12 protein-coding genes and 1 pseudogene are annotated in these 13555 nt (G+C 41.0%); all 13 read left to right on the top strand.

The window, feature by feature from the left end:
• The first annotated feature begins 6 nt into the window (after positions 1–6).
• The 13 genes and pseudogenes from NSP_RS22070 (at position 7) to NSP_RS27290 (ending at position 13482) form a co-directional block, all read left to right on the top strand.
• A complete protein-coding gene (locus NSP_RS22070) occupies positions 7–2226 on the top strand; it encodes a glycosyltransferase (RefSeq protein ID WP_006197026.1) in 2220 nt (739 codons plus the stop codon).
• 157 nt (positions 2227–2383) lie between these two features.
• Positions 2384–2995, top strand: a complete 612-nt coding sequence (locus NSP_RS22065; RefSeq protein ID WP_309145432.1) for a class I SAM-dependent methyltransferase — start codon at positions 2384–2386, stop codon at positions 2993–2995.
• Positions 2996–3046: 51 nt separating this feature from the next.
• Positions 3047–3495: pseudogene (locus tag NSP_RS24900) on the top strand (ISL3 family transposase); the annotation flags it as partial.
• Positions 3496–3539: 44 nt separating this feature from the next.
• Complete coding sequence (locus tag NSP_RS22055; RefSeq protein ID WP_006197023.1) at positions 3540–4364, top strand: class I SAM-dependent methyltransferase; 825 nt, start codon at positions 3540–3542, stop codon at positions 4362–4364.
• Positions 4365–4402: 38 nt separating this feature from the next.
• On the top strand, positions 4403–5218 hold the full coding sequence (locus tag NSP_RS22050; RefSeq protein WP_006197022.1) for a class I SAM-dependent methyltransferase: 816 nt from the start codon (positions 4403–4405) through the stop codon (positions 5216–5218).
• A 30-nt stretch (positions 5219–5248) separates the two neighbouring features.
• Positions 5249–6313, top strand: coding sequence for a hypothetical protein (locus NSP_RS22045; RefSeq protein WP_006197021.1), 1065 nt, complete (start codon positions 5249–5251; stop codon positions 6311–6313).
• 87 nt (positions 6314–6400) lie between these two features.
• Positions 6401–7531 carry a glycosyltransferase family 4 protein gene (locus tag NSP_RS22040; RefSeq protein WP_017804429.1) on the top strand — a complete coding sequence of 377 codons (1131 nt, stop codon included), beginning with the start codon at positions 6401–6403 and terminating at the stop codon, positions 7529–7531.
• Entirely contained in the window at positions 7528–8697 is a 1170-nt protein-coding gene (locus NSP_RS22035; protein ID WP_006194915.1) for a glycosyltransferase, read from the top strand. Before NSP_RS22040 ends, NSP_RS22035 begins: the two co-directional genes overlap by 4 nt.
• Before the next feature lie 16 nt (positions 8698–8713).
• Positions 8714–9871: a glycosyltransferase gene (locus tag NSP_RS22030; RefSeq protein WP_006194914.1), complete on the top strand. Its 1158-nt coding sequence runs from the start codon at positions 8714–8716 to the stop codon at positions 9869–9871.
• Positions 9872–9940: 69 nt separating this feature from the next.
• A complete protein-coding gene (locus tag NSP_RS22025; RefSeq protein WP_006194913.1) occupies positions 9941–10189 on the top strand; it encodes a hypothetical protein in 249 nt (82 codons plus the stop codon).
• Positions 10190–10680: 491 nt separating this feature from the next.
• Positions 10681–12612: an asparagine synthase (glutamine-hydrolyzing) gene (asnB, locus tag NSP_RS22020; RefSeq protein WP_071839353.1), complete on the top strand. Its 1932-nt coding sequence runs from the start codon at positions 10681–10683 to the stop codon at positions 12610–12612.
• Between the two features lie 221 nt (positions 12613–12833).
• Positions 12834–13274, top strand: coding sequence for a DUF29 family protein (locus NSP_RS22015; protein WP_006194911.1), 441 nt, complete (start codon positions 12834–12836; stop codon positions 13272–13274).
• A gap of 85 nt (positions 13275–13359) precedes the next feature.
• Complete coding sequence (locus tag NSP_RS27290) at positions 13360–13482, top strand: hypothetical protein (protein ID WP_006194910.1); 123 nt, start codon at positions 13360–13362, stop codon at positions 13480–13482.
• The last annotated feature ends 73 nt before the right edge of the window (positions 13483–13555 follow it).

Raw genomic sequence — 13555 nt, 5'->3', positions numbered from 1 at the left:
AATTGAATGAAAATTCACATTGCGTTTCCACTCACTGATAAGCCTCACGGAGGTGGGAATCAGTTTCTCTCCGCTTTGCGCGATCAATTGCTCGGCAGACAAGTTTATGTTGATAGACTAGAAAAAGCTGATGTTTTACTATTCAATAGCTATCCTTTTGGTTCGGCTGGCCGTTTGTATCGTCAGGTCTCCCAACTCAAAGCAAAAAAGAGTAACAACTTGATAGTTATTCATCGTGTTGATGGACCTTTATCGGTAGCGCGAGGCTGTGCTCGCAGTATAGAGATTGATTATAGCATAGGCATTTTCAATAATCAAATAGCTGATGCTACTATCTATCAGTCTGCTTGGAGTCGTGAGATATGTTACACATTTGGTATCGGTATTGATAAGCCCAGTATAACTATTCCTAATGCCTGTAATCCGCTATTATTTTTCCCAAAAACTCAATGTTCCTCATTGTTGCCTGATCGACGAATCCGTATAGTTGCAACTAGCTGGTCATCTAACTGGCGAAAAGGTTTTGACATTTACAGTTACCTTGATCAGTATCTCGATTTTAGTCGCTATGAAATGACCTTTATTGGAAACAGTCCTACTGAGTTTAGAAATATTACTCAACTTTCTCCTTTGTGCAGTAAAGAACTTGGTGAAGTCTTACGAGAACATGATTTTTATATAACCGCTAGTGTAGATGATCCTTGTTCTAATTCCTTAATCGAAGCGTTGAGTTCTGGCTTGCCAGCAGTCGCCCGATGCAGCGGTGGACATCCAGAATTAGTGAATCAAGGTGGAGTTTTATTTCATGGACAAAGAGATGTTTTGAGTGCAATAGAACAATGTGCTAGTGATTTGAATCTTTATCGAGCAGCGATTGCGGTTCCCAGTATGGATGAAATTACTCAAAGATATCTTGATTTTGCAACTGAAGTATGGGAATCGTGCAAAGCACAGAAGCAGCCGAGTTCTAGAGCAACTTTCATGGATACTGCAAAACTGCTAACGACAGTTGCTAAACAACGCTATGGATCGAGAATCACCCGACAGATATCTACTATTATCCCAAGGGGGTTGAGAGAAGATCGCTTCTATCGGAATATTGCTGCCTTGCGTCAAGCTAGCTGGGAACCAAGGGGAGATTCACTCTGGAATGAATCTCAGGCTTTGCAATGGTTAGACGGTGTGCTGGAGCGGTTGCCTGTTTTCTTAAGCAGCATGCGACACCCTGCCGAATCTCGCCTCTACCGCTATAGTTATAGCGGTGATTTGCAGCCTAAGCCTAGCTTGGCCGCAAGTGCGTTTGTTGCTAAGATTCGTTTTATGGCTAATTTGCTAGATACCACCGAAAGACAGGTATTATCAGAACACATTCGCTCATTTGCGAGTCAAGATGGCTCAATTTCCGATCCTTGGGTAGTACAACATAGCCGACTCAGGCGTTTATGGACTGCTTTCAAAAATCGTGATACTGCAAACCTTAGGGTAGTTCAAACAGTTCGCGCTGAAACTCGTCAGTCCTTCGCTGCTTTACAGTGTTTGGGAACCAAGCCAGATAAACCTTTTGATGAAATTCCCTCTACAATGCAAGGAGTCGAGGATTATATTCAGAGTTTAGATTGGACAAATCCTTGGCATGCAGGCTCTCACATTAGTCATTTAGCCTTCTTTATACAGCGTCACTTTTTATGGTTTGGCATTAAGAGCGATTGGTCAACCGAAGACGTTTTACAGTATGTTGAAGAATGCTACCGTCAAGAAGACGGTGCATGGTATGCCAAGGATGCTGCAGTTTCAGTGCAGCAAAAAGTCAACGGAGCTATGAAAATGGTGACGGCACTAGATGCAGCAGAAATTGAGAATCTTGCCAACCCTGAAGGGCTAATTGATCTTTGTCTAGCTGCGGTGAATGATAAACAAGCCTGCGATCACTTTAATGTAATCTGTGTTCTGCATCGTTGCCAGAAATTGACCACTTACCGACTGGAAGAAATACGGGCTTATTGTCTTGACCGCTTGTGTCGCTATCGATCCCACTACTGGCCTTGGCAGGGTGGATTTTCCTTTTATTCTACAGGGGCTAACCATAATTACTATAACGCTAGAATAACTACAGGTATGGCAGAACCAGATGTGCATGGGACAGTGTTGATGATATGGGGAATTGTTTTGATTACGGAAATAATGGGTTGGCAAGATAAGTTTAACTTGGTCAGACCCTGGACATAGGAATTGAATGATTAAATGATTAAATGTACTTAAAGTTAGGAGATCTGCTTTGATAAAATCAAATTAATTTCATAAATATAAGCACAGAGGAGCATATCATTGGGAACAAGTATCCAAGAATCCTTTCAAGAGAAACCCTTTTGTTTTAGGACGCTATATCAAGGTTTGTTCGCTGATTAAGGAGAATTTTGGAAATCTGAAAGGCTCAAAAATTTTAGATGTCGGCTGTGGAGATGGTGTTTTAACTAATATGCTGGCTCGACAAGGTTGCCAGACATCCGGCATTGATTACTCCTTAGAAGCCATTCGCTATGCACAGCTAAATTCAGATCCTTGTTTGAAAATAGATTTTAGGCAAGGCAGCGTCTATGCCTTACCGTGGACAGATCAGACCTTTGACATCGTAGTTTCTAGCGATGTTATAGAACATTTGACAGACGTGAATAAGTTTTTAGAAGAATTAGTTAGAGTAACTAGAAAAGGAGGTCTAGTAGTAATCAGCACACCTGTTAGATTCACAGAGAGACCTCTAGACGAAGAACACGTTATCGAGTGGTTTCCTGATGAGTTTGTCAATGTGATTTCTAGACATATGGCAAATGCTAATTTTTGTGTTTCACATCCTGTATCACTGATGGAGTTACAACAATCAAGATATCTATTTAAATTATTAATGTCAATTTACAGTTTACTTGAAAATCCTTTTTTAAAATCTGATTCAAGATGGAGGTATTTTGCCTTGCAATATGCTTCTTGGCGGAAGTTATAGTTCCTGTAATCTGTAACTATATCGACAGATTATGAAGATTAAGAGGTCATTGAAAAAGAAAGATTGAAGTCTGTTCAGGAAGTATCTCCTACTCTGGCGAAGATGCACTCCTTGAAAGAACAATTTAGAGACATATTTGAATCCTCCACATCTTGGGGAGACAGCATCATTAATTTATTAGACATCTCCAGAAATTAAATATGCGGTTTCCAGAACCCTTGTAAAGACGTTGCATGCAACATCTCTATATTCATTTTCGGAGAAGTCCATTAGATTGGATGCATGATGCACTGTTATTATTTCCCAAAACTATCGGGACAATGGTTAGATGGTTTGGGGAAATAGTCGGTTATTTTGATGGCAGAACTACCAGTGGGACTGTGGAAGGCCTTAATAATAAACTCAAGTTGATTAAACGACTTGGATATGGATTTCGTAACTTTAGCAATTTTCGACTACGCAGTTTATTAAACTGGCACTTTACTATTAATTCTCCATAAAAGAGACGCAAGAACCAGATTTGAAAGACGTTATAAGTTTTAAAATGGGAACTATCAACACAATAAAACGAGCCATTAAATCTTTCCTAACTCAGGAAAATTTTCCCCAGCATCCCTTTGGTACATCACCCAAAGCTGACCGAGAAACTTATCTACAGCTACATGAGAATGCCCGTGCAGTCACCTATCCTGAAATTGATGAGATGGAACAGCGATTAGGTTACAGTATTGATCGTAAGTGGCTGGAAAATTTAGCTTTACATACCCAAATAGTCATTAAAAAATCTCGGTTAAATTACCAGCATGGACGGCTTCTTTATGCGGCTTTGCACCGCTACCTTGCTGATAATATTAAATACATTAATGGGGGGGTGACAATTCTAGAAACAGGCACGGCGCGTGGTTTCTCTACGCTCTGCATGTCAAAAGCACTGACAGATACCAATTCACAAGGTAAAATTGTTACATTGGATATCTTACCCCATAACCAACCCATATTCTGGAACTGCATTGACGACCATGATGGGAGAAAGACCCGTCAACAGCTACTAAGCCCCTGGCTAGATGAATTAGATCGAGTTGTATTTGTCCAAGGCTGGACAAAAGCCCAATTACAACGCACAGGACTGTCTCGCATCCACTTTGCTTTTTTAGATGCCCAACATACTAAAGAAGATGTTTTAATTGAGTATGCCTATGTGCGCGATCGCCAAGTTACAGGGGATATGATTGTCTTTGACGATGTTACACCTGGCTTATTTGATGGCGTAGTTGCAGCGGTGAATCAGATTGAGTCTGATGGACTATACACCATAGAACGACTCACAGTCAGCAACGAAAGAGGCTATGCGATCGCTCGTCGAAGTTAATCCACCAACAAGCTTCTTATTATCGCAATTATTACACCATGAGAAGATATTACGATCCAAACAAAAAAGCTTTAGTTTATATTCAGTCATCAGCTACTCCGGAAATGTGGGATGCCCACTGGAGCATTACAGATGAGGATAAGGCCAGACTGGCACTTATTCCTCCTCAAAAACTAAACTTTGTGGCTTCCATAACCCGGCGTTATCTAACTCCTGAAGACGGATTGATCCTAGAAGGGGGTTGTGGAACTGGAAACCATGTTGTTGCCTTAACTTCAGCGGGTTATCAAGCCCTAGGCATTGATTTTGCCCCTCAAACCGTTGCGATGCTCAACAAGGTTGCGCCCCATTTGGATATTCGTGTTGGTGATGTCCGCTCCTTACCTTTGTCAGATCAATCTGTTGCCGGATATTGGTCTTTAGGTGTAATTGAACATTTTTACTCAGGTTATGACTCAATTTCTCATGAAATGCGAAGAGTAATCAAATCTGGGGGCTACCTATTTCTTACCCATCCCTACATGTCACCATTACGTAAACTCAAAAGGCTTTTAAGACTATTTGATTATCAAAGCTTACCATCAGAACCGTCAGATTTTTACCAGTTTGCTCTTGATCATCAGCAAACCATAATGAATTTTTGTCAACTAGGCTTTTCCCTTTGTGAAGTTTGTCCTAGCGCAGGATTAAAGGGATTTAAAGATGAACTGCCCTCATTTTTCAAATCACCACTGCAAAAACTCTATGACTATTCAGGAAAGTCAATCTTGGTTCGTGGGTTACGTTATATTCTTGATAAAGTTCTTAGTCCCCTATGTGGGCATTCTTGCTTAATTGTTTTCAGAAGACACTGAGCCTGGAAAAAGGGACTTTGACTCTAAAATATGCAGAAAGAATATTTAGAACAATTAAATAGAAGAAAAGGCATTTTAATACGCAAAAAGCTGATATATGTCATCATAGCGACTATTGCTTACGCCATTTTCATGGTATTTTTTGCCTGGGATAAAATATCTATATCTGCGGTTTTAGAAGGAGGATTTCGAGATTTTGGTCGTTATGTTTTATATTTTAATAATGCCGTTGTTACGGGTACAAGTAAGGCAGAATTATATAATTGGCAAAGTTGGAATGAATATTTTACAGGAGAGGTTTTATGGGATGAACTAGTCATAAAACTGACAGAAATCACAGGTGAAGCAACAATTGCTCTTCGCATTGTTTCCTTTTTCATATGCTTAGTTTGGGGTGCATACCTTTTTCCAAAAGTTAGTATTCCATGGGCATTAGTTTTCCTATTAAATCCTACATCTATCGATGTTATCCTTTCTGGAATTAGAAATGGATTTGCCTGGTCTATATTTATTCTGGCAACAATCTTAAAACCGCAAGGCGTTAAATACATCTTATTCGCGTTGACACCGTTTATTCATTCAAGCAGCGCCATATTATTACTGCTAAATTTTTGCCAAACAAACTTTTTTTCCCTGAGAATACCTAAATTGCGGCTAATACCAACAAGGATAAGAATTATTCTATGGGCAACTTTACCAGGGGTTTTTGCGGGAATAATCTTAACAGTTGGTAATTCTTTACTTCAATTCCTAGGGGATCGTCGTCTTAGTCAGGGCGAAGACTATATCAGAGGAGGAGGCAGTTTTCTACAAATGCTATTTTGGATTCTATTAATCCTTGTGCAACTGAACTGCAATAATGACTATATAAAGAAGCATAGCTTAGTGATTAATATATTAGCTTGGTATATTGTAATGAATCCTTTTATTCCTTGGTCATATCGAATTTGGGGGGCAACAATGCCATTGATAGCCTATGCAATTTGGGAATTGCCTCGAAAGCAGCGCAAGATAATTTTTTACATCTGGATTGCTTATCTTATAATTTGGTATCTTTATTGGTCAATATTATTTAACTATTGGTATCCTAGTTAAGCGAATATGAATATATGTAGTAATTTTTTAAATTAAAACTTAAAATATGTTTTGGTTAAAAGTATAAAAAATCCAAAATTCAATATTATGAAAATTGTCTTCATCGCTCCAAGATTTCACACAAATCAATATGAAATTGTCAAGGTATTGCAAGCCAATGGTCATGATGTAGAGTTACACGTGAATTATATCGGACCAACAGAAGAACACTCAATATTAACTCCTAAGGTATATCCCGCTTGTGGAGCTTCAAAATGGCTGGAAGCCACCTTTGGTAGTGGTGACGGTGATAAACCAAGATTATTTCCCAATCCTATTACTTATTTTCGTGAGCTGATTCATAGTCAGGCGGATATTCTTATTATCCGCAATCCCAATAGATATTTCTCTATACTAGCCGCTGTGTATGCTATGGTTCTGGGTATAAAAACGATTTTTTACACTCAAACAGAAATCAATAAACATCATTCCCTAGCTAAAAGAATCAAAATTCATCTGCTGCTATCGATTTTTAATGCTGCTTGGTATAGTCCCTTGTTAGGCACAGATAAAACCAACAGTCAATCCCTCAAATGTATACACTATGTTCCCTTTGCCGTTCCCCAAGCAAAAATAACTCATGTTGCCGAAGAAAAGGGCAGAATAATTCATTTGTTAATGATCGGCAAATATGGGGCAACTAGGAAAAATCATCTTCTATTTATCGAGGCATTAGCCCATCTGAAAGATCAATACAAATTTCATGCCACAATTGTGGGAGAATGCGTTCACCAAGATCAAATAGAAAGATTTAATTTGATTCAGCAAAAAGTTTATGAATTAGGCATGCAAGAGATAATTTCTCTGAAAAAGAATATACCATTTTTGCAAATGCAGCAATTATATAATTACTCTGATATTTTCGTGCTACCATCGCGAGATGAGCCTGCCGCTATTTCCATATTAGAAGCAATTGCTAATGGTGTGCCAGCAATATGCTCAGATACCTGCGGTACTCAATGTTATATAAAAAATGGCAAAAACGGATATGTGTTTAAGACTGACAATTTACTCGATTTAGTTGATAAAATTAAACAGCTTTTAGCAAAGCCTCAGCAACTTATAACTATGAAAAAATATTGTTTGTCTACCTATGCAGAGGAAATATCGGGTTTAGCTTATTATCAACATTTAAATAATTTACTTCAAGATAAATGGAACCTGAGTCTAGACAAATGAACATTATAAATAGTACGAATAATACAAATATTAATTCACTGTCTAAAACTTCCTCCAAGTCACAAAAACAGCCACACCAAAAAATCACTCTCTTTTTACCATCCCTTAGAGGTGGGGGTGCTGAGAAAATTATGGTGTATCTTGCCAATGGCTTTGCACAGCGCGGGTTTGCTGTGGATTTAGTTCTAGTTAAAGCCGAGGGTCCCTATCTTCCCCTAGTGAGTGATCAAGTGCGCGTCATAGATTTAAACTGTCCTCGCGTCCTGGCTAGCTTACCCAGTTTAATTCGCTACTTAAAGACAGAAAAACCCCATGCCATTCTCTCCACCTTAGACGATGCCAATGTCATAGCAATTATTGCTCGTTTTTTATCTGGCGGGTCACAGAAAATCGTAGTGAGGGTGGCTACTTCCTGGAGTAGTTTAATGCTTTATGAGAAAGGTATTCGGCTTCGGGTAACACAAGTGTTAGCGAAGTATCTTTATCCTGGGGTTAATCAGGTAATCGCAGTTTCTGAAGGTGCAGCTGAGGACTTAGTGAAATCACACAATATCCCCCAACATAAAGTCACGACAATTTATAACCCAGCTATAACGCCTGAACTACTACATCAAGCCCAAGAACCTTTCAACCATCCTTGGTTTGCTCAGGGGAAACCCCCTGTAATTCTCAGTGTAGGTAGGCTGACAGTGGCAAAAGATTTTACTACATTGATTCGTGCCTTCGCTCACTTAAATCAGCACCATTCAGCCCGACTGATGATTTTAGGAGAGGGAGAAGACAGGGCAAAACTTGAGTCTTTAGTAAAAACTCTGGATTTAGAGCAGCAAGTCAGTTTACCGGGATTTGTGGATAACCCCTTCCCTTACATGAAACAAGCCTCCGTATTTGTTCTTTCCTCCTGTTTTGAAGGTATGCCCAATGCCTTATTACAGGCTATGGCCTGTGGTACACCAGTAGTAGCCACCGACTGTCCCAGTGGACCGAGGGAAATCCTAGAAGATGGTAAATGGGGTCAACTGGTTCCTGTGGGGGATGTGGAGGCTATGGCTGAGGCAATTCTAGCTAGTCTTCAGGGAGAAACTCAACGCCCCTCCCGGGAAATCTTGGAAAGCCGCTTTGGGCTGGATACTATCATTGATCAGTATTTATCCATACTAGTCTGAAATTTTTCTTAACCCTGTGATTAAACTTACTCTTATCATCACCGGACTCAACACTGGTGGTGCAGAAATGATGCTGCTCAAACTTCTAGAGCGGTTATCACCAGAATTTACCCCTCAAGTCATATCCCTCACTGATATTGGTGCGATCGGTGAACGCATTCAATCTCTGGGTATTCCCGTCACAGCCTTGGGGATGAGTCGCACAATTCCCAATCCCTTGGCTTTACTTAAGCTAGTCAAGTTATTAAAACACAGTCAACCTGATATAGTTCATACCTGGATGCCTCATTCTAACTTACTAGGTGGTTTAGCTGCTTCTATGGCTGGAGTGTCAAAGGTAATTTGGGCTATTCACAATAGTGACCTATCCAAAGAAAAGAATAAAGCCACTACTCTCTTGGTTGCAGGATTATGTGCGCGACTATCCCCAATCATTCCCCATCGCATTCAGTGCTGTTCTGTTGTCGCAAAGGATATTCACATATCAATTGGTTATGCTGAAGATAAATTCATAGTCACACCCAACGGCTTTGACTTAGAAAGATTTCAGCCCAACCCAAACTTGCGTGAATCTGTACGACAAGAGTTAGGAATTGCAGCCGATACACCCCTAGTCGGTGTGATTGCTCGCTTTGACCCCCAGAAGAATCATACAGGCTTTTTTGCCGCTGCTGGTTATCTACATCAAAAAAGACCAGATGCCCATTTCTTGCTGGCGGGAAGTGGTATTAATACTGTTAATTCTGTACTGATGCAAGCGATTAACAAGGCTCAAGTCAGCCACGTCACCCATTTGTTAGGTCTGCGTCAAGACATTCCCCGGCTCATGGCTTCCCTGGATGTTTTAGTTTCCCCTTCTTCCTATGGCGAAGCCTTTCCCATTGTTTTAGGTGAAGCCATGGGGTGTGGTGTTCCTTGTGTGGTTACCGATGTGGGGGACTCAGCCTATATTGTTGGGGAGACAGGTAAAGTTGTTGCTCCTGATGACATGATCGGTTTAGCTGAGGCTGTTGAATCCTTACTCAGTCTCCCAAGTTCCCAGCGTCTCACCCTGGGGGAACAGGCTCGCCATCGGATTCAGGAAAACTTTGAAATTAATCATGTGGTGAGGCTTTATGAGTCACTGTACCAAGAAGTTTACACTGAAATAAATATCCCCACATACAAACCATAAAATCTTTAACAGCTATCTTTTCGAGTCAGTCAAGTATCCTTTGTGTAATAAAAAGGTTGTTAATCTGTTATGAAAAAAAATGTTGATATTCAGGTGGTCGAAGGATTTGGTGACGAGTGGAAACGTTTTGACTATTCAGGTTTCTCTCAAACTGAACTCAAAGAAATGTTCAATGGCTATTATAGATTTGGGACAAAGTTGGAAAAACGCTTCTCACGTAATCAAATCCAAGCAATGCTAGAACGTTCAGGGTTAGAGAATATCAGCTTTAGTGATACCCCACCTTATTGGTGTGCCGTTGGCTACAAAAAGTCGTGAAAAAAGTCAACAAAATCCACAAGAAAGTTGCAAAAACCAAGTCAATTGATTTCGGTGGTTGAGCGAAGTCGAAACCACGATCCCCCCAATCATCTCTAAAATCTCTTGGGGTTATCTTCACCTCACTTCCTCAGCCTGATATTGTTCCCTTCGACTTCGCTCAGGGAACATACAGCAGTGAGATGATTCCACAACCCAAACCCGGTGGTCGCCAGATCACAAGGGTAGGTATTTTACATTGTCGTCAGGGCAAGACTTGGGGGACAAAGAAGGACAGTGGACAAGGGAGAAACTCCGTACAAATAATGTACAATTAGTAACAAAAACTGACGCTCAACAGACCATTTTTTGTAGAAAATCTTTCTTGTCTACTTTCCCTCCTAGTCTTCGGTAGTCCTGCCTTCACAGTTAATATTAAAAACCTACCCCTGCTCCGGTGCCCCCTGCCCCCTGCTATAAATGAATAAATTTACTGTATATATTGTATTTCTATGTGTGGTATTATAGGATACTGGGTTGAGGCAATTAATGTCGAAGAGATGGAGACGATCGCCCGGCGAATGTCTGCCACTCTTTACTATCGCGGTCCCGATGACGGGGGAACTTGGGTAGATCCTAACGCAGGTCTAGCTTTAGGACATCGCCGTCTCGCCATAGTTGACCTGTCTCCGGAGGGACATCAGCCCATGGAGTCAGCCAATGGTCGTTATGTGCTAGTGTTCAACGGTGAAATTTATAACTTTTCCTCCCTCCGTCAACAACTCCTGATACTAGGTCATAGTTTTCGCGGTCATTCTGACACAGAAGTAATGTTAGCCGCATTCTGCCAGTGGGGCATTAAACCCGCAGTGGAAAAATTTGTCGGTATGTTCGCCTTTGCTCTGTGGGATAGACAGGAGCGGACTTTATCCTTAGGACGGGATAGATTAGGGGAAAAACCCTTATACTACGGTTGGATGGGGACAACCTTTCTCTTTGGCTCTGAACTCAAAGCCCTAAAAGCTCATCCCCATTGGCAAAGCAACATTGACCGCAATGTTCTCAACCTTCTACTAAGGTATAATTATATTCCTGCTCCTTATTGTATCTATCAGGGTATTTACAAACTTCCACCAGCCACTATCCTGACCCTTACCCACCCCAATGATGATTCCCAACCCCAACCCTATTGGTCAGTATTATCAACAGTGGAGTGGGGACAGGTCAATCCATTCCCTGGGAGTGTAACAGAAGCCATTAACCAACTGGATCATCTGCTCAGGGACTCCATTCAACAGCAGATGATCGCTGATGTTCCTTTAGGAGCCTTCCTGTCCGGTGGTATAGACTCTTCCACCATTGTGGCTTTAATGCAGGCTCAGAGTAGTCAACCTGTGAAAACTTTTACTATCGGTTTTGAACAAACTGCTTACAACGAAGCCCCACAAGCCCAATCCGTAGCCCAACACTTGGGAACAGAACACACTGAACTCTATGTCACTCCCCAAGAAACTCAGTCCGTCATCCCCAAACTCCCCACCCTCTACGATGAACCCTTTTCCGACTCATCCCAAATTCCCACCTTCCTGGTATCTCAACTAGCTCGTCAACAAGTCACCGTTAGCCTATCCGGTGATGGCGGGGATGAACTATTTGGTGGCTACAACCGCTACCTGTGGGCTAATAGCATTTGGCAACGCATGGGTTGGATATCCCCAAGCATGAGGAAACTGATTGCCCTCACTATGACTAGTTTATCCCCGAAAATTTATAACAACTTATTTGATATCCTCACCCCCATTTTACCCAAATCTCTACAACAAAGGCTACCGGGTGATAAAATCCATAAATTGGCTGGGGTTTTAGGCTTTGACAATCCATTAGACCTATATCATCGGCTATGTTCCCATTTGCATAGCCCAGAATCTTTGGTTATAGGTGCAGATAAATTTAAATATCACCCCACAATGAAATGGGTTGACCATCTCCACTATACTCAATGGATGATGGCGATGGATTCTATCACTTATTTACCGGGAGATATTTTAACGAAAGTAGATAGAGCCGCTATGGGGGTGAGTTTAGAAACCCGCATTCCCTTCCTAGATCATCGTATTGTAGAATTTGCCAGTACCTTACCCTTAGAGTGGAAAATTCGTGATGGTAAAACTAAGTGGCTCCTACGTCAGGTACTTTATCAATATGTTCCCCCCCATTTAATTGAGCGACCTAAGATGGGTTTTGGCATTCCTTTAGATACGTGGCTACGTACTGATTTACGAGAGTGGGCGGAAGATTTACTTAGTACACATCGTTTGCGCCAAGATGGTTTTTTCAATCCTGAACCCATACGGAAAAAGTGGCAGGAACATTTATCTGGTAGTCGCAATTGGCAACATTACTTGTGGAATATACTAGTATTCCAAATGTGGTACGGACAATAACTTTAGCGTGAAGTCGATATGTGGTCTGTATTGATTTCGGTGGTTGAGCGAAGTCGAAACCACGATACCCCCAATCATCCCTAAAATCTCTTGGGGTTATCTTCACCTCACTTCCTCCCCCTGATATTGTTCCCTTCGACTTCGCTCAGGGAACATTAGGAATCAATTTTCAAGTGCTAAAATCTGACTAGAAGAAAAGCTAAGTTAAATCATCCTCAGCTATGGAAGAACTCCTAGAATTAAAAGGCTTGTTGCTTCAAGGTGATATTTATGCGGCATTAGCCATTGTTGAAGACTTAGAAGAAATGAGTCGGGATGACAAAATCAACAATATTCGTAGTTACACAGTTATACTGCTATTGCACTTAATTAAGCGACAGGCGGAAAAGCGTACCACACGCTCCTGGGATGTTTCTATTCGCAATAGTGTCAGAGAAATTAGGGAGAAAAATAAGCGGCGCAAAGCAGGGGGACATTATTTAAACCCAGAAGATTTACTTCAAATCCTAGAGGTTGCTTACCCCATGGCTATTGATCAAGCCTCTCTGGAAGTAGAAGGGGGACGTTACGAAACCGAAGAGTTAGAAAACCTGGTGAATCAACAGGAAATTATCAATCACGCCCTGGCTTTGATTGACCCCACAGCCAACAGCAACACCTGAATAGTTTTCACCAACTACGCTATAGTACCGAAGTATAAACTAATTGAGAGATATACTACAGTAGATAAGCTAGATGACCTAACCTATGGAAGAACTCTTAGAATTAAAAGGCTTGTTGCTTCAAGGTGATATTTCTGGGGCGCTAGCCATTGTGGAAGACTTGGAAGAAATGAGCAGAGAGAGCATAAATAAACGGAGTAATCTGTAGTTTATGTGAACCAAACCACTCAAAACATGAGTAAACGTTATCTAGGTCATAACACCTTGGGATTCGCTAGTCC

It is taken from the genome of Nodularia spumigena CCY9414 (genome assembly GCF_000340565.2).
GTDB classification, from domain to species: domain Bacteria; phylum Cyanobacteriota; class Cyanobacteriia; order Cyanobacteriales; family Nostocaceae; genus Nodularia; species Nodularia spumigena.
This window is presented reverse-complemented; position numbering and strand designations above follow the sequence as displayed.